We start from the raw sequence: 21749 nt of genomic DNA, 5'->3' as shown, positions 1-21749 counted from the left end.
GCTTATCCTTTTTCGGATGGATCTTGCTTGATATAAATGCCCGCTCTAGCACTTAAGATGGCAACCACAAACTGTTTAAATACGGTGAAGAATGCATTTAAGTCATCTTTGAATTGTTTAGACATTTGCTGCTCCTTTCGGTATTACCAAAAAAGGTTTTTGTAATACCTAGAACTAAGCAGAATACATGCCAATTTTTTTGATTAGACTGACAGCAATAGCGCATTAAAAAGTTTATTTTTTGTGCAAAAAATATTTATATTTTTAAAATTGATACATCAAAGTGCATTTCGGGCCTATTCAGCTGGACTTTTCATCCGCCAAAAGCCGAACGTTCACATCCCTATAGGTAAAACACCTTATGGACATGAGCTCTTATGTCCTCGCAATTTTTAGTTTTCTCTGACTTATACGCAAAAAAAATCGCCAGATGGCGATTTTTTCTTTTATTGATAAACTTTTTGGAACTCACCCAAAATTGGAGCTGAGGCGCCATCTTTATACACATATCGAGAGATAATACCTTGATCTGTATAAATATTCATTTTGATCGAATTTGTACCTTTTAAGCTACTCATCAAATTTACAGGCGCTAAAATATAATTGGTCGAACGGTTAGTGCCTAAAACATGATCATGCTCGGTTGGCCCAGTGACAGCAAAAGTTTGGCTTTTTTGTCCATTGGTAAACACGACCTTTTGAATATCGTATTTATTGTAAGTACTGCTCAAATGCATTTTTAACTTAAGCAGCTCTTTGTTGGATTCATTCCAGCTCACAGTGACCACTGGACAAAGCTCATTCTGCGCACAAATGAGTAAACCTGTGGTCCCCACATTTTGACGACTCGGGTCTGTAGAGGTTGTTGCACAACCTGAAAGCAACATCGCCCCCAAACTCATGAGTAGCCATTTTTTTGGCGATACGTTCGTTATCATTATATTTACTCCCAGAAACTTAAAAGGCTTTGAAATTCTAAAATGAAGCTTTGATTTTTCCCAGTCCCTATTTTGACGAATCTGCACCTAAATCAAGCTTTTTCGTTCATTCAGGATATAAATTTTGAAATTTGTATCTCTTTATACAAATATGAAAGAAAAGAACCTGCTGAAAAGCTCGCTACTAACCAAGCACATGTATTCTTTCTAATATGCTCTCAATGAATACTCAACTTTGCAAGCCTATCAAAACAGATGACAGAACATGACGAAGGGAACCGACATCCTTTATACTGGTTCTAAAAGCTCACCAAAGACACAGCCGCCGATGAAATTCTTTAGTTGCGCATCCTGTCAAAACCAAGTCTTTTTTGCCAACTCACAATGTGTGAGCTGCCAAACTACACTCGGTTATATTGCATCGGAAAAAGATATGGGGAGCTTTGAACAGCATAGCCCTGTTCTTTGGTTAGCGCTAAATGAAAAATACCAGACGAAGCGCTATAAGCCTTGTTATAACTATCAGCATCATCAAGTCTGTAATTGGGTTATTCCCGCAGAGAGCAACGACATCTACTGTGAGTCTTGTGTACTCACATATACCATTCCTACTCTCGACAACCCTGATCATATCGTCTATTGGTCACGGCTCGAACATGCTAAACGGCGTTTTCTGTATTTAATGCAACGCCTGAATATTATGCCAAGGCCCAAATATAACGATGATGATCGCTACGGACTCCGTTTTAATTTTCTCATGCCTGAACCAGAGCACCCTGTGCTGACAGGACATGCTAATGGTGTCATTACACTCAATGCTAGTGAAGCAGATGTCATCTATAGAGAAACGACCCGTATTAAAATGGGTGAAAACTACCGTACGCTTTTGGGGCATTTCCGTCATGAAAGTGGTCATTATTATTTTGACCTCATTAAATCGCTACATCCTGAGCTGGTCGACGAGTTTCGTCAGTATTTTGGAGATGAGCGTCAAGATTATAACGCAGCACTACAACGCCACTATGAAGATGGCGCACCGCAAAACTGGGACAAGTTTTATGTCAGCCCTTATGCCAGCACACACCCTTGGGAAGACTGGGCAGAAACGTGGGCACACTATTTACACATGATGGACACATTGGAAACCGCTTACTATGCAGGTTTAATCGTGCGCAATAATCGAAAAGATACGCATGACTTAAGCTTTTATGAAAATCCAATCGGCGCTCAAAATTTTGATTTACTCCTCAAACAATGGATGACACTGACTTTTAACTTAAATGCGTTAAATCGCAGTATGGGTTTAGAAGATGCTTATCCATTTACGCTATCAGGGCCAGTTCTCGATAAATTACGATTTATACATAAACATGTTTTGGGCAAAGCCTTTGCTCGCCAAATTGCTTGAGCTGAATATAAGCGTTGTTAAGTTATGTCTAGGGACACAAAAGATCGGACCGAATTTGGATGTAACTCGTTAGAAATTATCTTAAAATGAAAGACATCTTTAGCCTATATAGATAACGTCCGTGCTAAAAACTATGCTTTTAACGAGACATCATACTTTCACGCGACCAATCATTTTAGGGCTAACGATTGTTTTACTGCCGGCCTGCCAGTTGGTCAAAGTTAAAGAAAAAAATATCCATCAGGCTATTCGTAGCAAGTCCGAAAATATCTTAACCCACGACCAATTGAGTGCGGAAACCACCAGCTTACTCAAATTACTCAGCCTGACGCCACAGCAATGCACCGCTGAATTTGAAACATGTTTGCAACGCTTAAACACACAAACGGATATTGCAGTAGATGAGCGTTATGCCGCTTTAAGTGAACTGTATTTGGCTCAAGCTTTAGAGCTCTCAAAACAACGCAACTGTACCCACGCACAGCCACATAGTGAAAATAATCACTGCTTAGAACAGAGCCTTAATGCCTTCGACCAAAGTTTACGCTATAGCTATGTGTATTTATTTAAAATGCAAGAAAGCCCAAGTACCCGTGTTTTTGATCAAAGACAAATGCATGTCCGCACTTTTTACAATGTCGCTTTGTCGCGTTTAATTACCACGGCGTACCATATACAGCCTTTTCATCAAGTTCCCGCGCAACTCAACGTCCAACAACGTCAATATATTGTAAATTTAGAACACTATCCTGAACTGAAAAGTAAAACCATTGACCGAATTCAATCCAGTTATAATTTAAACTTCTCGGGTTTTTATCAAGTCAACCGTCAAGATGGTCTGGGCGCAGAGTTCGTGGTTGTGGCTGAAGCGGATCCTATTCATAAAAATGATTTTATCCTTGACCCGATATCGTTTTATCAAAATCAAACCAATCCCAATATCCATCCTGCACGCTATTTGTCCGTAACCGCAGCGGCACAGCCATTAAACCCTGAAAGCAGCATTGAAGATGTGCTTAATGGCAAAGCCATTTTTGAGATTGAGCTATTTAATCCTTATACGCAAAAGTATGTAGACATACATCAACAAAAATACATTCTCACGGCGAATTATTCTGTGCCTTTTGCCTACTGGCTGGCAGAAAATAAACTGGGCTCTACAGGCTACTTAACCTTGCTCGATAAAACTGAGCGATTGCGTATGCCACATGTCTATATGCTTGAACCCTACCAACCGAATAAAAAAGTGATTGTACTTATTCATGGTCTCGCCAGCAGCCCTGAAACTTGGGTCAATCTGACCAATAACATTTTGGGGGATAAAGTTTTACGAGAAAACTTTCAGGTATGGCAAGTGTTTTATTCAACCAATATGCCGATTGTTGAAAGCCGCTATCAGATTCATGCACTACTTAAACAAGCCTTTGCACAAGTTCAACCTAACTCTCGCTCAGCCAGTAACGCCGTGCTGATTGGACATAGTATGGGCGGCGTTATTAGTCGCTTACTGATTAGTGAGCACGATATTTCTGAGCAAGTGATTCCACTGTTAAACTATGAGCAATACAACCGATTACAACAATACCCCGTAATCAAAGAACGTTTTCAATTTCACTCTGATTTACCCATTGGACATGCAATTTTTATTGCCGCGCCTCACCGTGGCAGTGAACTGGCTGATCGCTGGTACATGGAATTGGTGAAGAAAATGGTGAAGTTGCCGATCACTTTCTTTAACCAAGTGGATATACAGCTCAATGGTAGCTCTAGCACCAAAGGCATGGTGCAATCAGGCCCAGATGACTTAAGTCCAAAGTCGCGCTTTATGGCTTTGACCAGTAACATCATGCCGGTATCCACAGTTCCTTATCATTCTATTATTGGCAATCACCGCCAGACCCATGACATACATGATATGAGCGATGGTATTGTGCCCTATTCCAGTTCACATTTAGAACAAGCAGTCTCTGAAAAAATTATTAAAGGCAACCATTCGGTGCATGAGGAAGCAGAAACATTATTAGAGTTGCGCCGTATTTTGAGGCTACATCTTGAGCAAACTCAGGCTCAATGATCAACAGTACTAAAAATGTTTACTACTTGGAGATTTTTATCCGAATACTCTAACCCAGCTAAATGAGCATCGAAAACTTGAAAAGCAGCAGTTTTAAGACCTAGTGCATGGAAAGGTTTTGATATACTTGCTTTATCTAAAAAATACATGCATTTATCTGCTCGGAAACATCATGCACATTAAAAATCAAGTTGTACTGGTCACAGGTGGCGCACGTGGTTTAGGTCTTGCGATTACACACGCCTTAATCAATGAGGGTGCTCGTGTAGTCGTGAACTATTTGAACAGCCAAGTAGCAGCGCAAACCTTAGTTCAGCAGTATCCAAAGCAGGTTTTTATCTACCAAGCTGATGTTACAGACAGTGCACAAGTCAAAAGTATGTTTGATGCAAGCTTTCAGCATTTTGGACAGCATATCAACGCCGTAGTTAATAATGCGCTGATTCAGTTCGAGTTTAATGGTGAGGCCCGCCCAAAAGTTCATGAGCTACGCTGGGAAACCATGCAACAACAATTTGAAGGTGCAGTTAAAGCTGCTTTGAATACTACCCAAGCGGCACTTGAAGGTATGAAACAAGGTCAGTTTGGGCGCATTGTAAACATCGGAACCAATCTGGTACAGAACCCTGTGGTGCCTTATCATGACTACACCACGGCGAAGGCAGCACTGTTGGCATTTACGCGTACCTCTGCACATGAACTTGGCCAATATGGCATTAATATCAATATGCTTTCTGGCGGTTTACTGCAAACCACTGATGCTAGCAAAAGTACACCCAATGAAGTTTTTGATTACATCGCGAGTGCAACACCACTGCGTCGTGTAGTTACACCTGAGGAATTTGCTTCAGCCATTTTAATGTTCTTATCGCCATATTCTTGTGCTGTGACAGGTCAAAACTTGATTGTGGATGGTGGTTTAGTCAAAGGCTAATGAGCTTTAATCCCTGAACTCTGAATAAGCATGATTTAAACAATCTATGTTTAAAATTCTCGAAGCTTCATCGACTTGAAGCTTTGTTTTAGGTTCAAGTCTTTTTAAGAATCTGCCCACCCAACCAAGGAACACAGTACGATGCTTTCTTTCCCCATTCGGCACCGACTGGCTGGTTTTTACTTTTTCTATTATTCCATTGTGGGCACCTTCATGCCGTTTTGGAGCCTGTATCTCGAAGATCAAGGCTTTAACTACAGTGAAATCGGTATCCTGTCATCAATTGCGATCATTACCCGTTTTTTTGCTCCTTTTATTTGGGGCTGGATTGCAGATAAATCAGGGAAACGGATGCTCTTGGTCAGAGTCGCAACGTGGATGGAAGCCTGTATTTGGTTCATGATTTTTATCATTCCAAACTCCTTTCAGGCGATCGCCCTGCTCATGCTGATCTTTAGCTTCTTCCAAAACGCCATTCTGGCTCAGTTTGAAGGCGTTACGCTATTTTGGCTCGCGGAACAACGCAGTGCGTTGTATGGAAAGGTTCGAAAATGGGGCTCTGTCGGTTTTATTGTCGGGGTTTTTGGTATCGGAGCCTTATTAGAAATTTTACCCATCTCTATGCTGCCAGTTTTATTGCTGTGTATTTCTTTTTTGGCCTTTATTTGGTCATTTAGCATCAAAGAACCGACCACTGCCCCCAATTCACAAGGGCAGCTCGAGCCATTGTTACCTATTTTAAAAAAACCCGTTGTAGCCGCATTTTTCAGTATCGAGTTTATTCTGCTTTTTTCACATGCGCCCTTTTATAGTTTTTATAGCAACTTCTTAAAACAAGCCGGTTACTCAACCACAGAAATTGGTTTTTTGTGGGCTGTCGGTGTCATGTCAGAAATCATTATGTTTGCCATTGCTCACATTTTTTTCAAACGTTTTTCATGGCGACTCATGGTGTCTATTTGTCTGATCCTCACGGCGCTACGCTGGTTTATGGTGGGTTCTTTTCCACAAATTTTCGCGATCCAGTTCTTCTCACAAACCATCCATGCCTTTAGCTTTGGCCTATTTCATCTCATCGCCATGCGTATCATTTTCCAAAACTTTAGTTTAGGACAACAAGGACGTGGTCAAGCCTTATATAGCACTATGTGGGGACTGGGTGTAGCGTCTGGAAGTATTCTTGCAGGACATTATTGGCACAGCCTGTCAGGCGAACATATTTTTATTCTGGCAGGTTGTGCTGTGCTACTGGGCTTAGGTTTTGTTAGGTACTTACCCAAAGAGGTTCAAGCTTAAAAAGCCCTCTTCTGATCTGTACGCATAAACTACAACAATTTAATTAATCAGCTTTCTAAACCTTGATTTCACTATATTTATGACACCATGGCTGGGCTTGTTCAAGCTGACTAGCCAACTGTAATAACAGATCTTCACGGGCAAAAGGTGCAATAAACTGTGAACCAAGCGGAAGATTATCAGCATTCCAATACAAAGGTACAGACATCGCGGGTAAGCCTGTGATATTGGCTAACTGGGTAAAAGGCACCCAACGCAAATTATCTTTCACAATTTTATCGACCAGTTTTCCTTGTGCCAGCAAATGTGCTTTGCCGACTTTTAGTAAGCTTTTTAAAATTGGTTTTTGCCATGATGGGGTAGAAATTTGCCCATTTTTGGGCGCGACTGAAGCTGTAGCAGGAGTCAGATAAAGATCATAATGATAAAAGAATTGGTTCATTTTGGTGACATACACTCCCCAATTATTCAGATTATGAATATATTCTAACGCAGTCGTTTTGGCACCAAAGGCAGCCAAAGCTAAAGAATCCAGCTCAAAGTCTCCTGCTTTGGTCGGAACGTGTTGCTTGATCTGCTCTAGCATATAAGAAAACTGACTAAACCACGTCGTGATAAAGTCTCTGGCCAAAGACATACCATCTATCTCAGGTTGTGCTTCGACCACTGTATGCCCTAAAGACTCCAACAAACGTGCGGTATGGTGTACAGCATCAATTGCATCTTTAGACACTGGGGTTCCAATAGGCGATTGAGTACTAAATGCAATTTTAAGTTTTTTTACAGGCTGCTGTAGACAGGCCAAATAGCTTTGGCTGGGTAGTTCAATTTTAAACAATGAGCTATGCTCTGCACCCTGCGTTGCATCTAACATGGCTGCACTGTCTCTTACACTTTTACTCAATACATGCTGTATCGCGGCGCCGTGCATTGCTTCACTCATGTCTGGGCCCCACGGCGTACGTCCACGACTTGGTTTTAAACCAAATAAACCGCAATACGATGCAGGAATTCGAATCGACCCGCCGCCATCGCCCGCACCCGCAATCGGAACAATTCCTGCGGCCACCGCAGAAGCGGAACCACCCGATGAACCACCACTGTTATGTTTTAAATTCCAAGGATTATGACAGGCTCCCCAAGCATCTGATTCTGTAATGCCCTTGATTCCAAACTCAGGAGTATTGGTACGGCCAAAAGTTAAAATGCCTGTGTTTTCCCAACGGTTTACAATTTCTGCATTATGTTCTGCAATATGGCTCGTACGTTTAAATGCTTGGCATCCATAAGAGGTTGGATAACCTGCATATTCTTGAAATAAATCTTTTACTAAAAATGGCACTCCAGCAAATGGGCCAGACAATGCATTTTGCGCTCTGTTCTTGGCATAATCATGCATCGGAATAATAATCGCATTTAAAGCAGGATTGGTTTGCTGACTACGCTCAATTGCAATTTGTAATAATTCAGCAGGATGGATTTGTTTTTGTGCAACCAACTCAGCCAAACCCAGCCCATCATAACGAAGGTATTCAGAAAAATTCATTTTTATCCAAGTATCTATAGTTTTTATTGTTTTATACTTTTACTAAATTTTAACCTATGAGGCAAGTTGTACTTGGTTGCGTCCTAAAGTTTTGGCTTGATATAACGCCCGATCAGCACGATTTAACAAGCTCTGTAGACTATTGTGAGTTGGTAAAACTTGATGCACCATACCAAGACTCACCGTCATACTCAAAACCGCATGCGCCACTTGGGTTTTTGAAGTAGCGACAGCACGACAGATACGTTCTGCGATGATTTGCGATTCAATTTCAGTGGTATTATTTAATACCACCACAAATTCTTCACCGCCCATACGCGCAAATAGATCCTGTTCACGCAAATTACTTTTAACCGTCGTGGCAAAGCTTTGTAGTAATACATCACCAATATAATGACCATATTGATCGTTCATTTTCTTGAAATGATCAATATCTAGCACAATGATACTCATCGATTTAACCAAATTTTCCTTCAATAAATTTTCAGTTTGAGTGAAGAAAAAACGGCGATTTCCCACATGAGTTAAGGGATCGTGGTTGGCCAGATAAAGTACTTCTTTATATAGATCATGACGATTACGACTCACAATACATAAAAGCAAAGGTGCAATCATCAACATGCACAGCCCTATACGCACCGAAATAGAAGTGGCCAAGAAGTTATCTGCTGTACGTGAAATATAATAAGTCGTTAAACTATGATACGTCACAAAACAAACCAAACTGTTAATGATACTCACATAAAATAAGTTGTAACTTAAAGCCGCCCAAATGAGCCCTGCTAGAGGGAAAAGTAAGGCACCAGGACCAAAGAACAGATGAGTACATGCCACAGAAATTAAAACTGAGAGTAAGGGTAAAACATCGACAAACTGGGTTTCACACTGTCTACGGTTATTCCAAAGATACTTTAATTTCTTCGCTGCAGGAAAGGTCAACATGAGGGGTAAAAGTGAAATACAATTGAGAACTTCCCCCGTCCACCAAATATAAAACTCAGCCCAAAGGTCTTGCGTGCTCATAAAGGTGTGTGGCATATACGGAACGACCGCAACGGCAAATATCGCGCTGGAAAAGCACCCAAGAAAAACACAAACCAAGAAAAGATAAAGAAAATTTAAGCCTTTGTTATATGCACGATAGTCAATTTGTAAATAATGGATAAAGAATAAAGACACGCCTACCGTCATAAAATTGGCGATTGTTAAAGCCAAAGTCAGCTCAAGATGATTCCCAGTGACTAAGTCTGCCGACATATAACCAATAAATGCGCCCAACCAGCCACCAACATTTCTGAGTCGCTTAAACCTTAAAAATAAGCCGATCAGTACGGCATTAGCTGGCCAAAAATAAGCGAAATATGCAATCGGTCGAGTGAATATCCCAAGCAAACAGCAGACAAAAATCACCGTAGCAACAATCAAAAATGCTCGGCCATGCTGTTTAAAATTCAACGAGACTTTTGTGAGCTTAACTGCGTACAAAATATTTCCTTATTTTTACATGAGTTATGATTAAACATCATGTTTTCTACTGTCTATTTGCTTGCGAAGGATGCATTAATGAAAAGTATTACAGATTGACAATATTTACTAAATAAACTCTATCGATTGTTCGTTATGGTTTCAATATAATTTTTTGATTTATATCCTGAATCTAGATATTTACGATTAAATGCTGATATCACTCTCACCCATTAAAAAAAGCCTCCACATCGGAAGGCTTTTTTTATCTCTGGACTTATTTTGCTTCAGACGCTGCCGCTGGTGCTGATGCATCTGCTTCTTCAGACTCTAAAGGTGCAGCATCAATCATCTCTGGACTAACTTCAATATTGGTCACTGGTGTCTCAGTTGCTGAACTTTCCACTGGTGTTTGTTCAGTCTCTTGTTTTTTGTCACTACACGCAGCAAGCGACAGCATTGTTGCAGAAGCTAAAACCACCAAAGCCATTTTCATGTTAATCATTATGCACCTTCACATTAGTCATCAATTGCTTGAAACAATACTACTTATTTTTGCTCAAGTTTAAAGTATTCGTTTGTGAGCAATCTTTTGAAATTAAGGCAGAATTATAACATCATTGCACAAAAATGATAAAAACAAGCTCAAAGCAAGCTTGTTTTTATCTATCCAAGAATGCACTCGAATTAAACAGGATACGCTGTCGCGACTTCCTGACTAATCATTGCTGCGGTTGCCGCAGATAGCGTCCAACCTAAGTGCCCATGTCCTGTATTAAAGAACACACGCTCTAACTTTCCACGGCGTACTACAGGCATCATATTCGGCATCATAGGACGAAGACCTGCCCAAGGGACCGCATGCTCTGTCGAAACTTTAAAGTTACGATTGGTCCAGTCAACCAGAGGTTGAATGCGGTCAGCACGGATATCACGGTTATAGCCATTAAACTCAGCAGTTCCAGCGACACGGAAACGATCTTTACCTAAACGTGAAGTTACAATTTTCGCACTTTCATCCAGCAAACTCACCCACGGCGCATTTTGCTGGCTTTCTTCGTCATTTAACATCACCGTAATCGAATATCCCTTTACAGGATAAACATTGACGCGTTCTTGGACCAATTCAGCCAATTGATAGCTACCCACCCCTGCACACACCACAACAGCATCGGCAGCCAACATTTCCACTTCATTTGGAAGCAGTTCAACATTCTCTGAACTTGGCTGTAACTTTACTTCAACACCTGAAGTTAAATGTTCGATATCTGTCACATCCATACCAAAACGATACTTCACACCTAACTTTTTGGTGACTTCCGCCAAACCTGTGGTGTACTTATGAATATCACCCGTCGCATCACCTTCACAATAGAATCCAGCATAATAGTCGCCGGTCAATGTCGGCTCAATTTGCTTAATTTCTTCGTTGGACACGCCAGAACGTTCAAGGCCACCTTTATTGAGTAAATCATTGACTCGAATGGCAACGTCATAATCTTGTTTATTATGATAAAAATGCAAAATACCACGTTTTTCTAAATTGAAATCGATTAACTCTTTATCCGCAATTTCGAACAAGCGTTGACGAGCCAATAAAGCCAAACGTACTGTTTCGTGGGTATTGGCCTCATAATGTTTAATATTGCCCAGAAATTCCATTAGCCATGCATATTTATGCACACTAAATGCAGGATTGAGCAATAAAGGGGCAGATTTTTGAGACATCCATTTCATGCCTTTCAGCACTGTCGATTTTTGGTTCCAAACTTCCGCATTACATGCAGACAGTTGTCCACCATTTGCAAAAGAAGTTTCCATCGCAGGAAATAAATGACGATCAACAACGGTCACTTGATAACCAAGTAAGCTTAATTCATATGCAGTTGTGACGCCTGTAATTCCAGCACCAATGACAACGACATGACACATAGACACCTCCTTTTTATTGTTTGATGTCAACCCCATCTGTCATGTGTACCTGAGAGCTTCGATCTAAAACATCCAATGACGTTTTAAACCATCCCCTTCGGTGAGTGATTGAACACTTCTCTCCAGAGTTTTTTCATTATTACAGTCCTTTTGCCTGAGAGTTTCCGGGGTCGTTGCTCCTTCGGCGAATGCAGAACATTTCTCTCCTGCAATAATGCTTATTATTCTATGAGCAATTTATATACCATGTAATCATCCGGTTGGAAACTGCTCTTAAAGTATTATCTTTCGTTTATTTTTATAACGCACAACCTCAGCTTAAGACAAACTTTGCACTATACTGGCTTACATGACTATCTTTTTGCTTCAAAAGAGGACACGTGCTGTCGGACATTAGCGCTATCCTAAGGTCATCTAAACATCTTTGAGCATGGGTACGGTCTATACTCTTCGGATGTCTCATTTTATTTTTTCTCAACCTTAAAAGAATGAATGAGTTGTTCTGCATTTTGATAAATTTCTTGCCAATGCGGTAGTAACTCACTGTGAAAGCTTATAGTGATATAACTCGTATTAAACCCATAATTGGGTTGATGTGTATTAAATTCACAACTTGTTGCACCAGTCTTAAAATAAAGACACTTAATGGTTAGGCTTACCCCTTTACCTTTACGCTCCTGCCAATACACCTTTTTTCCAACACCATCATCACTTTTTACCTCTATTTCGTAGAGTCCCAAATCTGAATTAAATGTTTTTGTTTCATCTATCCATACTTCACTCACCTCTTCTCCACCAGAAGACATTCCTTTCCTTAAGTATTGTTTTAAAATCAAAAACTCATTAAAAAAGTCTTTACTTCCCCACTCCTCTTTCCAAACTGAGCGTTGGCTTAATGCTATTTTGATATCATTTTTATACTCAGAACCTAGTCTAAATCCTTCACTCGACGTTGTCATTTCAGGCCATTTCACTTTCAAAGCAATACTTTGAATTTGATCATCACAGCCTTTAGCCTCGTGTTCTTTTTTAATATTTTTCCCCCAATAATTGACGCCTTGATAAGTCACTCTTCCATAATGTAAATACTGCTTATCAATGAGCATGTGCTGATCACCAAATTTTCCACAAGCATATAAGCGAGCTTTGACTTTTTCAGGGTCATGCATACTGTCGTAGCCATATATCAACAATGAAATAACCAAAACGGTGAGTAGTGATAAAAATATAATGGTGCCTCGTCTGACTGTGCTAATTTTTTTATTCATATGCCCCTTCTTTTTTCTTTTAAAAATTAACTCTCTAAATTTTCTTACTCAGTAAGACCAAATGAAGATTCATCAACGTTTGGCCTACTTTGGCACTTAATAGGTAAGATGCCGTTTTCTGAGTATCGTGATAACCATAACGTGCATAATATGCCAACAGCTCTTTTCTTACATTTAAGATTAGCTTTCATACGCAAATAAAAAAGTCAGACCGAAGTCTGACTTTAATGTGTACTCTCTTAAATATAAAGAGAATTTTCTAGTATTCAATCGGTGCAAATGGTGCAACGACGTCTGCATTTTGAGCACGATGACGCATAAAGTGATCCATTAAAACAATCGCAAGCATTGCTTCTGCAATCGGAGCCGCACGCACACCCACACAAGGGTCATGACGACCTTTGGTTAATACGTCAGTATCTTTACGATTAATATTGATCGTTTTACCTGGTGTGGTAATAGATGCTGTTGGTTTCAACGCAATTGCAACACGAATAGTTTGACCACTCGAAATACCGCCTAAGATACCCCCTGCATGGTTCGCAAGGAAGCCATCAGTGGTTAACTCATCACGGCTTTCATGTCCAAACTGACCCGCAACGGCAAAACCATCCCCAATCTCAATCCCTTTGACCGCGTTAATAGACATCATGGCATGGGCAATGTCAGCATCTAGACGGTCAAAAACAGGCTCACCCCAACCTACAGGCACTTTTTCAGCCAAAATTTCAAGCTTTGCACCGCAACTGGTACCTTGTTCACGCAATGAAGTCACAAGTGCTTCAAAACGCGGTACGGCATCGACATCGCCACAGAAAAATGGATTATTAGGTACTTCATTCCAATCCAATTTTTCCGCAACTTCAGTTCCAATTTGGGTCACATGACCACGAATTAAAATACCAAACTTTTCAGCCAAGTATTTTTTCGCAATTGCACCCGCAGCCACACGCATAGCCGTTTCACGCGCACTTGAACGACCACCGCCACGATAATCGCGAAAACCGTACTTTTGTGTATAAGTATAGTCTGCATGCCCTGGGCGAAAAGTCTGTGCAATATTGCCGTAGTCTTTCGATTTTTGGTCGGTATTACGAATGAGTAAACCAATTGAAGTTCCAGTCGTTTTACCTTCAAACACACCTGAAATGATTTCAACTTCATCAGGTTCTTTGCGCTGTGTCGCAAATTTAGATGTGCCTGGCTTACGACGGTCTAAATCTTTTTGTAAATCGTCTGCTGTAAGCTCGAGGCCCGGTGGAACACCATCCACAATCGCCATTAAGCCTACACCATGAGATTCACCACAAGTCGTTACACGGAAGAGTTGCCCTATACTATTACCTGCCATGTCTAACGACTCCTTTTATGCTTGAACAGATTGAATGAATAAATCACGGAATTGACGGCATTGAGCCGCAGTCAATGCAAAGATTCCTGTACCGCCTTTTTGGAACTGTAACCAGTAAAAATCAACAGTATTAAAGTTTTGGCGCATTGCCCATTCAGAATTACCCACTTCAATCACGATGAGACCATCTTCAGTTAAGTAATCCGGCGCTTGAGCTAACATTTTACGAACCAAATCTAAGCCATCTTGACCTGCCGCCAGTGCCAATTCTGGCTCATGGTGGAATTCTTCAGGTAAATCTGCCATATCTTCAGCATCCACATAAGGTGGATTTGACACAATGAGATCGTATTGGTTTTCAGCAGGAATTTTGGAAAACAAGTCAGACTCAAGTAAAGCCACTTGATACTGTTTGTCGTGGTGTTCTGAGTTAATTTGGGCCACTTCTAAAGCTTCTTTAGAAATATCCGTTGCATCTACTTCGGCATCTGGGTACGCATAAGCCAAAGCAATCGCGATACAACCTGAACCCGTGCACATATCTAAAATACGTTGTGGCGTTTTCGGATTTGAGTTTTCTGGCAAGTTATTGACTGCCTCACCCATTTGGCCATTTTCACCTAAGCAATAAGGTGCAAAACGGTTTTGAATCAATTCTGCAATCGGTGAACGTGGAATCAGTACACGTTCGTCGACATAATATGGTTTGCCATCAAAATATGCCAAATTAAGCAAATATGAAGTCGGTACTTTTTCATTAATACGACGTTCTAATAAGCTTAAAACTTCTGCTTTTTCACTTGGTAGTAGCTTCGACTCTAAGATTTCAGCATCCGCATTCCAATCTAAAGATAAAGTTTGTAAAACCAAAGCTGAGCTTTCAGCAAAATAGTCTTCTGTACCTTGACCTAAATGTGCATCGTATTGACGTAATGCTGTCACTCCAAAACGGATAAAATCACGAATTGTGCTTAAGTTTTCAGCGGCTTCCTGTATATGTTCAGGGCTAATAGTCGGGCGATCCACTAAAGGCGTCTCCAAGGTCATAATAAAAACGCCTTATGATACCCTGTTTTTCTATGATTTATAATGTTTTGATGCACAGCAAACACATTTTCATACGCTTTGCTCTTATTTGCTTATACGGCCTGTACGTGCTTCGTACATATCTGCACGCGTTTGCGTCATTTGCATCAGACAAGAAATACGCTGTAATTCAGTCTTTTCATTTTTCACGATAGGTTTGTTATTACAAATCTGATCACGCTGCGCCAGCCATTGCTGATGAGACTGTTTAACCAGTCCTTGCTCTTCTGCAGGAGCCTTGGCTAAATACGGCTTAAATACTTTCTTTAAGCGTTTCTTTTGTGCTTTATATTCTTTACTCATGCATGCATCAATTTCACTCAACACATTGCCAGTTTGCTTCATGCATGCTTCATATTTTTTAGTTGGGCCCATTGCATAGGCTGAACCACTGAACAATCCCACAACAAGCAACGCACTAAATATTTGTTTCAATTCCTTTCCCCAAAGCAAATTTTCTTCATTCATTTTTTAATCTAGTCATTCACAACATCTACGTGCTGTAGCGCTTTAATATAACATCCTATTTTGTATGAACATACTAGCCCTCTATAAAATTTCCACTGCACAGCTTTTTACATGAACTCACAGGCTTTGCATTGAAACCTGATCAAACAGCCTTATTATAAAGTGAGTTCTTCTGCCAATATTCCCCAAACTTATGAGTTATAAACACAACAATTTAATGGCGATGCGTGAACGCTATTGGAATGACACCGAAAACAATCATGTCGACACTGAAAAAGCCTATTTCCAGAAGCTGTTGCAACAGCAAGGGATCTATGAATGTGCAACCCTTGAAGATGCTCGATACTTCTTTTTTAGCCTACCGAGCATCATCATTGTTAAAGGTTATGCACATGGATTTATGCACCAACCAGTACAAGAAATGATCCTCCAACACATACAAACGCATAAAGATGAATTGATTCAGAAAAATACGCTTAAAGTAAAATTTCGCATGTAACAATCCCGATTAGGCTTTATTTAGATGGTTGCTTAACACTTATGGCCTTTTTTAACTCGAGATTCAGCAAGTTGAACTTTTTTAATACGTGAATACACGATATTATCCGTTACAATCTAAAATGCTGCCCTTGCTGATGAAAGGATTTTACTGAATTATGTCAGATCACAACGATAAGCTTAAACAACTGAAAACCTCCTCTATGGATCGTCGTTTATCGATTGCCAAAGCTTCGTTGCTTGCTGGAACACGTTGGGCTGCTTCTAATGCGACAACTATGTTTTCTAGCGAAGAAGAAAAAGAAAAGAAACGCAAAAAAGCAATTAAAGAACAGGCCGATTATCTTGTTTCTGAAATAGGCAAACTTAAAGGTTCTATCGTCAAAATTGGCCAAATGATGGCACTTTATGGTGAACACTTTCTACCTGAAGAAATCACGCAAGCCTTAAATACTTTAAATAATCAAACAGTCGCTTTAGCGTGGCCTGCGATAAAACAGCAACTGCACAGCCAGTTGGGTTCTAAACTAGATGATTTGACCATCGATCATGAGCCACTGGGCACTGCATCACTGGCACAGGTCCACCGTGCAACGCGTAAGTCTGATGGTTTAGAGATGGTATTGAAAATTCAATATCCAGGCGTTGCTGAAGCCATTGACTCAGACATGAGCCTGTTTAAAAACATGCTTAAACTGACACGTATGGTGCCGCAAACACGCGAGTTCGACCAATGGTTCGATGAAGTTCGTGAGATGATGCACCGTGAAGTCAATTATAAAATTGAGGCTGCAACCACACGCCGCTTTGCTACTCGCTTAAAAGAAGACCCACGCTACATCGTGCCACAAATTATAGATGGCTACTGTACAGACCAAGTATTGTGTATGACATTTGAACGTGGCGTGCCGATTAACAGTCCTGTCATGCTGTCTCTGCCACAAGAACGTCGCAACAAACTTGGTGAAGCATCACTTGAAATTGCGGTACGCGAGATTTTTGAATGGGGTGAAATGCAGACCGACCCGAACTTTGGTAATTACCTCGTTCGCTTAGGTAATGGCAATGACATCTTGGACAAAATCGTTCTGCTTGATTTTGGCGCAATCCGACAGTTTGATGAACACTTACTCGGTGTAGCACGTAAGCTCATTCATGCTGGGTTTAATCATAGTAGTGAAGAAATGGTTCAAGCGATGACAGGCTATGAGTTTTTCGACTCTATCCCTCAAAGCATTAAACCCGATATGGCTAAGGTCTTCTTACTTGCAACTGAAGCATTCAGCAACCCAAGCAACAACCCAGACTTACCTGCTGGTGTTATGGATGAACACTTTGCTTATGACTGGAAAGCCAGTCAGCTTCATAGCCGTGTAATGCAACAAGCCTCAAAGTCGATGGCGTCTCGCTATTTCAGTGTGCCACCCAAAGAGTTTATGTTTATCAGCCGTAAATTCATCGGTGCTTATACCTTTATGACTGTGATTGAAGCAAAAACCAATGTTCGTGCAATGGTGAAAAAATTTATCTAAAAGTACATTGACCAAAATGACGCAATGTCATTTTGGTCAATTGATCAATCAATTCAATTTCCAACAATTCCATAAAAAACTTTAAAAACAAATTATTAGAACAATTTAAAATACACCACCTACCGTTTATCTTTGACAATACATCATGTCAGTCATGACATAGTTATTCGTATGCCGCTATGTCAGCATAAAACCACAGAATAATTCTGCTGGATGAAAATAATGACAAATATGGTAAATAAGGCGCAGGGATTTGGCTTATCACTGATCACAAAAATGGCAAGTAGCGACGTACTTGACCAATTAAAACTTAGAAAATTTATGGAGAAATCGCTTTATCAAGGCTCAAAAGCTGGCTATAAGACTCTATCAAAAACACAAAAAGCCTTTAAAGCCAATAAAGATCTACATAAACAACGGCTCAACAATCAAGAAAAATCATTATTTGATCTGAGCTATTCAGAAGATCAGCAAATGACCATCGACACCATGTCACAGTTTGCCGCCCATATACTTTACCCATTAGCCGCAAGTGCCGATCAAAATGAAACTTTTCCAACAGAACTTTGGCAATATATCGAAGAGCTAGGTCTGAACTTTTATGCTTTGCCTGAGGCACTCGGTGGTGTCGCTGCTGAGAAAAATATTCTGAGTAATGTGCTTATTGCGGAGCATCTGGCCAAAGGTGATTTTAGTTTAGCCGCTGGTATGCTCTCTACCTTTAGTGTAATTAATGCCGTTACACAATGGGGTTCTGAGCAAGTACAAGCTTTATATTTGAACAGTTTTGCGCAAGACAGTAGCATTCGCGCTAGCTTTGCAATTCAAGAAGCTACGCCTGCTTTTAACCCTTACCAGTTAAAAACCAAAGCCATTTCACGTGCTGGCCAGTATTTTATTCAAGGCGAAAAGACACTGGTAATATTGGCTGAAAATGCAGATATTTTCCTTGTCAGTGCTGAACTTAATGGCCAAGCTGAAGTTTTTATTCTCAGACGCGATGAAAGTATCGAGTTTAAAAAATCACCCGCTATGGGGCTCAAAGCAACCGAAACAGCAACTTTAATTTTTAATCAAACCCCTGCTTTACGCTTAGGTGATGAAGATTTCAACTACACGGCATTTTTAGACCTCGGCAATTTAATGTGGTGTGCAATGGCGGTTGGCACATGTGAAGCGGTCAAAAAATACTGTATTGAATATGCCAATGAACGCACCGCCTTTGGTGAACCCATTTCACATCGTCAAAGTGTTGCTTTTATGATTGCCGATATGGCCATCGAAATTGATGCCATGCGTATGCTCATTCTAAATGCCGCAAGTCTAGCTGAATCTGGGCAGATATTTCACCGTGAAGCCTATTTAGCACGTTTACTTTGTGCCGAAAAAGCCATGAAAATTGGCACCGATGGTGTACAGATTTTAGGTGGGCACGGATTCACCAAAGAACATCCTGTTGAGCGTTGGTATCGTGATTTACGTGCAACAGCGATTGTTCACTCTGGTCTACATGCATAATAAAAAGGAAAACTGGCATGAATTTACAAAACCCTAAAAAATTTAAATTACTGATTGATCAAGCCCACCAAGTGGCCATCAATGTACTTCGTCCTATCTCTAGAAAATACGATAAAGCTGAACACAGCTATCCGAAAGAACTGGATATGTTGGCATCTTTGGTCGATGGTATGAATGAGGGTGGTGAAGGTATGAACGCGGGTGCTGCTGTCGGTAAGCGGGGCACCAATGAACAAGGCAATAAAAATGGAGTGAATCTCTCTACCGCTTTAAGTGTAATTGAAATGTGTTATGGAGATACCGCTTTACTCCTATCGATGCCTCGTCAAGGGCTGGGGAACTCAGCGATAGCAGCTGTGGCCAATGAAGAGCAGTTAGAGCGATTCAAAAATACATGGGCAGCTATGGCAATCACTGAACCAAACTGTGGCTCGGACTCTGCTGCTATTCGTACTACGGCAACAAAAGTTGGTGATGATTACATCTTAAACGGTGAAAAGATTTTCGTGACTTCAGGAGAGCGTGCCGACGCTATCGTCGTTTGGGCAACTCTGGATAAAAAATTAGGTCGTTCAGCGATCAAATCTTTTGTGATTCCTAAAGGAACTGCTGGTATGACAGTAGAACGTTTAGAATATAAGCTAGGAATCAAAGCCTCTGATACCGCAGTTATTCGTTTAGTCGACTGCCGAGTACCAGCCAACAACCTACTGGGAAATGCCGAAATTGATATTGCTAAAGGCTTTGCTGGCGTGATGGAAACTTTTGATAATACCCGTCCGCTTGTTGCAGCCATGGCTATAGGCTGTGCCAAGGCCTCACTAGAACGAATTAAAGATATCTTCAGCGATTACTTAGATCCTCAATATATAACGCCATACTTACAAACGACTCATATTGCGAGTCAAATTTATCGTATGAAAGCCGAATGGGAAGCAGCACGTTTACTCACCTTAAAAGCCGCATGGATGGCAGATAACAAGAAACCGAACTCAAAAGAAGCTTCCATCTCCAAAGCTAAAGCTGGTCGAATTTGTAATGAAATTACCCTTAAGTGCGTCGAACTTGCTTCAACTGTCGGCTACAACGAAGATGAGCTTTTGGAAAAATGGGCAAGAGATTCTAAAATTCTAGATATTTTTGAAGGTACGCAACAAATTCAGCAGCTCATTATCGCACGCCGTGAATTAGGAAAGTCATCGAGCGAATTGAAATAATAAAGACGTCCCATTCGGACATGTTGAAGCCATGGTTTCTCTAAATAAAGGATCATGGCTTCACATTAAAAGTAATGTAAAATAAGAAATCGTTGGAACTAAATTCATGCTATCTAACAACGGCTGAACTTATTTGTTGGGCTTCAAAAAACGTATCGCTATCACAGAACTTAGATTTATTGAGAAAATTTAATATTAGATAAAAGCCTTTAATTTTCTATATATGCCTATTCTATTTTTTTATATATGACAAAACTCTCTCTGCAAGTGGCTCTATTCAAAGCATAAAATCTAGACTTTCGATTAATCGCCTCTATTTCGTTTAAATAAAGTACGGATTTAACAAAACCATAAAATAGTACCTTCTGTCTCAACTTGACTGTAATTGCGCAGCTCAATATGATCTTCTCAGACATTATACCAATGGATATACAGTTTGCTGAATTATCAACGATACTTGCCAACATCTCATATTAAAGCTAAATCTGTTTTAATTTTAACAACAACTTTAATATTTACTGGTTGTGCATCACTTGGTGGCGGTTCCGTAGAAAAGCGTTCAGCAAAATTAGCCAACGGCATTCAAAAGGCATACGCTGTTGAACCAACTACAGCACTACGCATTGCACCTATGATTGTACAAAGTGCCGATCGTTATAATGTCGATCCATTACTAGTTGCAGCAGTCATAAGACAAGAGTCTAGCTATAGAAATTATGCTGTTTCCCCTGCTGGTGCTATTGGACTTACTCAAGTTATCCCACGCTATTGGCAACAAACCTGCCCTGGCGATTTATTTGAAGAAATTAATAATATTAATTGTGGTACCTATATTCTTGCCAACTACAACCAAAAAGCAGAAAGTTGGCCCAAAGCTTTAGCTTATTATAATGTCGGTCCAACAGGCTACCATTCAAGCTGGAAAATGAAGCGTCAAGGAAAGAAATATGCCAAACAGGTTAAAGTACATCAAGAAAACTTAAAAGATGCTCTATAACCTCTTGTAAATAAGACATAAAAGCCAGCAAATGCTGGCTTTTTACTATTTAGGCCCTTATAGATAGCTCATTCTCTTCTTTCCCTCTTAATATTTCGCTTTTCGTTTATTATTTAATATTTTCAGCTATAAAAAAATCCCCCTCAGCGATTAGCGGAGGGGGATTTGAATTAATGAGCTGGCGATGACTTACTCTCACATGGATAACTCCACACTACCATC

The 21749-nt window shown here is 40.3% G+C and carries 19 protein-coding genes and 1 riboswitch; of the genes, 9 read left to right on the top strand and 10 right to left on the bottom strand.

The features are described from left to right. Window positions 1-2: 2 nt before the first annotated feature. Together AXW61_RS17895 and AXW61_RS14640 are read right to left on the bottom strand one after the other, a co-directional pair. Window positions 3-125 (bottom strand): hypothetical protein, encoded by a 123-nt coding sequence (locus AXW61_RS17895; protein WP_256350806.1) that lies wholly within the window; start codon window positions 123-125, stop codon window positions 3-5. A 321-nt stretch (window positions 126-446) separates the two neighbouring features. After that, window positions 447-938, bottom strand: a complete 492-nt coding sequence (locus tag AXW61_RS14640) for a hypothetical protein (RefSeq protein ID WP_062034888.1) — start codon at window positions 936-938, stop codon at window positions 447-449. A gap of 328 nt (window positions 939-1266) precedes the next feature. Here AXW61_RS14640 and AXW61_RS14635 point away from each other — a divergent pair, with 328 nt between their 5' ends. From AXW61_RS14635 to AXW61_RS14620, 4 genes are all read left to right on the top strand, one after another. Next, the gene (locus AXW61_RS14635) at window positions 1267-2346 is read left to right on the top strand and encodes a putative zinc-binding metallopeptidase (RefSeq protein WP_062034917.1); all 1080 of its coding nucleotides are present in this window, start codon (window positions 1267-1269) and stop codon (window positions 2344-2346) included. Between the two features lie 133 nt (window positions 2347-2479). Continuing rightward, window positions 2480-4420 (top strand): alpha/beta hydrolase, encoded by a 1941-nt coding sequence (locus AXW61_RS14630; protein ID WP_062034887.1) that lies wholly within the window; start codon window positions 2480-2482, stop codon window positions 4418-4420. Window positions 4421-4592: 172 nt separating this feature from the next. Further along, window positions 4593-5354: a 3-oxoacyl-ACP reductase gene (locus AXW61_RS14625; protein ID WP_062034886.1), complete on the top strand. Its 762-nt coding sequence runs from the start codon at window positions 4593-4595 to the stop codon at window positions 5352-5354. Window positions 5355-5495: 141 nt separating this feature from the next. Continuing rightward, entirely contained in the window at window positions 5496-6650 is a 1155-nt protein-coding gene (locus tag AXW61_RS14620; RefSeq protein ID WP_062034885.1) for an MFS transporter, read from the top strand. 55 nt (window positions 6651-6705) lie between these two features. On the opposite strand, the gene AXW61_RS14615 is transcribed toward AXW61_RS14620, so the two are convergent. The 8 genes from AXW61_RS14615 to AXW61_RS14580 all read right to left on the bottom strand — a co-directional run bounded on the left by AXW61_RS14615 (window position 6706) and on the right by AXW61_RS14580 (window position 15732). Further along, window positions 6706-8196, bottom strand: coding sequence for an amidase family protein (locus AXW61_RS14615; protein ID WP_062034884.1), 1491 nt, complete (start codon window positions 8194-8196; stop codon window positions 6706-6708). Window positions 8197-8250: 54 nt separating this feature from the next. Beyond that, window positions 8251-9681, bottom strand: a complete 1431-nt coding sequence (locus AXW61_RS14610) for a diguanylate cyclase (RefSeq protein WP_062034883.1) — start codon at window positions 9679-9681, stop codon at window positions 8251-8253. Window positions 9682-9937: 256 nt separating this feature from the next. Continuing rightward, entirely contained in the window at window positions 9938-10165 is a 228-nt protein-coding gene (locus AXW61_RS14605; protein WP_062034882.1) for a hypothetical protein, read from the bottom strand. Between the two features lie 182 nt (window positions 10166-10347). After that, a complete protein-coding gene (locus AXW61_RS14600; protein ID WP_062034881.1) occupies window positions 10348-11592 on the bottom strand; it encodes a D-amino acid dehydrogenase in 1245 nt (414 codons plus the stop codon). Window positions 11593-11724: 132 nt separating this feature from the next. Next, a riboswitch (glycine riboswitch) is annotated at window positions 11725-11811 on the bottom strand. Between the two features lie 245 nt (window positions 11812-12056). Then, window positions 12057-12860, bottom strand: coding sequence for a hypothetical protein (locus AXW61_RS14595; protein ID WP_240487478.1), 804 nt, complete (start codon window positions 12858-12860; stop codon window positions 12057-12059). A gap of 259 nt (window positions 12861-13119) precedes the next feature. Further along, a complete protein-coding gene (gene aroC, locus AXW61_RS14590; protein WP_062034880.1) occupies window positions 13120-14211 on the bottom strand; it encodes a chorismate synthase in 1092 nt (363 codons plus the stop codon). A 15-nt stretch (window positions 14212-14226) separates the two neighbouring features. Further along, window positions 14227-15237: a 50S ribosomal protein L3 N(5)-glutamine methyltransferase gene (gene prmB / locus AXW61_RS14585; RefSeq protein ID WP_062034915.1), complete on the bottom strand. Its 1011-nt coding sequence runs from the start codon at window positions 15235-15237 to the stop codon at window positions 14227-14229. A gap of 105 nt (window positions 15238-15342) precedes the next feature. After that, window positions 15343-15732, bottom strand: a complete 390-nt coding sequence (locus AXW61_RS14580) for a lysozyme inhibitor LprI family protein (protein WP_240487477.1) — start codon at window positions 15730-15732, stop codon at window positions 15343-15345. A gap of 226 nt (window positions 15733-15958) precedes the next feature. On the opposite strand from AXW61_RS14580, the gene AXW61_RS14575 reads away from it, so the two are divergent. The 5 genes from AXW61_RS14575 to AXW61_RS14555 all read left to right on the top strand — a co-directional run bounded on the left by AXW61_RS14575 (window position 15959) and on the right by AXW61_RS14555 (window position 21527). Continuing rightward, window positions 15959-16264, top strand: coding sequence for a hypothetical protein (locus tag AXW61_RS14575; protein ID WP_062034879.1), 306 nt, complete (start codon window positions 15959-15961; stop codon window positions 16262-16264). Between the two features lie 157 nt (window positions 16265-16421). Continuing rightward, on the top strand, window positions 16422-17795 hold the full coding sequence (locus AXW61_RS14570; RefSeq protein ID WP_062034878.1) for an AarF/ABC1/UbiB kinase family protein: 1374 nt from the start codon (window positions 16422-16424) through the stop codon (window positions 17793-17795). A 231-nt stretch (window positions 17796-18026) separates the two neighbouring features. Further along, window positions 18027-19313 (top strand): acyl-CoA dehydrogenase family protein, encoded by a 1287-nt coding sequence (locus AXW61_RS14565; protein ID WP_171254091.1) that lies wholly within the window; start codon window positions 18027-18029, stop codon window positions 19311-19313. A gap of 17 nt (window positions 19314-19330) precedes the next feature. Further along, entirely contained in the window at window positions 19331-20530 is a 1200-nt protein-coding gene (locus tag AXW61_RS14560; protein WP_062034876.1) for an acyl-CoA dehydrogenase family protein, read from the top strand. A gap of 436 nt (window positions 20531-20966) precedes the next feature. Then, window positions 20967-21527, top strand: a complete 561-nt coding sequence (locus tag AXW61_RS14555) for a transglycosylase SLT domain-containing protein (RefSeq protein ID WP_062034875.1) — start codon at window positions 20967-20969, stop codon at window positions 21525-21527. Window positions 21528-21749 lie beyond the last annotated feature (222 nt).

This window comes from Acinetobacter sp. BMW17 (assembly GCF_001592855.1).
Taxonomy (GTDB): Bacteria; Pseudomonadota; Gammaproteobacteria; order Pseudomonadales; family Moraxellaceae; genus Acinetobacter; species Acinetobacter johnsonii.
Note: the sequence above shows the minus strand (reverse complement) of the source record. Positions and strands in the feature narration are given on the sequence as shown.

Excerpts from the sequence above, each read along its gene's own strand:
- AXW61_RS14595 (WP_240487478.1), bottom strand. The coding sequence starts at position 12,860 with ATGAATAAAAAAATTAGCACAGTCAGACGAGGCACCATTATATTTTTA.
- AXW61_RS14630 (WP_062034887.1), top strand. The coding sequence starts at position 2,480 with ATGCTTTTAACGAGACATCATACTTTCACGCGACCAATCATTTTAGGG.
- AXW61_RS14625 (WP_062034886.1), top strand. The coding sequence starts at position 4,593 with ATGCACATTAAAAATCAAGTTGTACTGGTCACAGGTGGCGCACGTGGT.
- aroC (WP_062034880.1), bottom strand. The coding sequence starts at position 14,211 with ATGGCAGGTAATAGTATAGGGCAACTCTTCCGTGTAACGACTTGTGGT.
- AXW61_RS17895 (WP_256350806.1), bottom strand. The coding sequence starts at position 125 with ATGTCTAAACAATTCAAAGATGACTTAAATGCATTCTTCACCGTATTT.
- AXW61_RS14570 (WP_062034878.1), top strand. The coding sequence starts at position 16,422 with ATGTCAGATCACAACGATAAGCTTAAACAACTGAAAACCTCCTCTATG.
- AXW61_RS14640 (WP_062034888.1), bottom strand. The coding sequence starts at position 938 with ATGATAACGAACGTATCGCCAAAAAAATGGCTACTCATGAGTTTGGGG.
- AXW61_RS14605 (WP_062034882.1), bottom strand. The coding sequence starts at position 10,165 with ATGATTAACATGAAAATGGCTTTGGTGGTTTTAGCTTCTGCAACAATG.
- AXW61_RS14575 (WP_062034879.1), top strand. The coding sequence starts at position 15,959 with ATGAGTTATAAACACAACAATTTAATGGCGATGCGTGAACGCTATTGG.
- AXW61_RS14615 (WP_062034884.1), bottom strand. The coding sequence starts at position 8,196 with ATGAATTTTTCTGAATACCTTCGTTATGATGGGCTGGGTTTGGCTGAG.
- AXW61_RS14565 (WP_171254091.1), top strand. The coding sequence starts at position 18,027 with ATGGTAAATAAGGCGCAGGGATTTGGCTTATCACTGATCACAAAAATG.
- AXW61_RS14560 (WP_062034876.1), top strand. The coding sequence starts at position 19,331 with ATGAATTTACAAAACCCTAAAAAATTTAAATTACTGATTGATCAAGCC.
- AXW61_RS14600 (WP_062034881.1), bottom strand. The coding sequence starts at position 11,592 with ATGTGTCATGTCGTTGTCATTGGTGCTGGAATTACAGGCGTCACAACT.
- AXW61_RS14635 (WP_062034917.1), top strand. The coding sequence starts at position 1,267 with ATGAAATTCTTTAGTTGCGCATCCTGTCAAAACCAAGTCTTTTTTGCC.
- AXW61_RS14620 (WP_062034885.1), top strand. The coding sequence starts at position 5,496 with ATGCTTTCTTTCCCCATTCGGCACCGACTGGCTGGTTTTTACTTTTTC.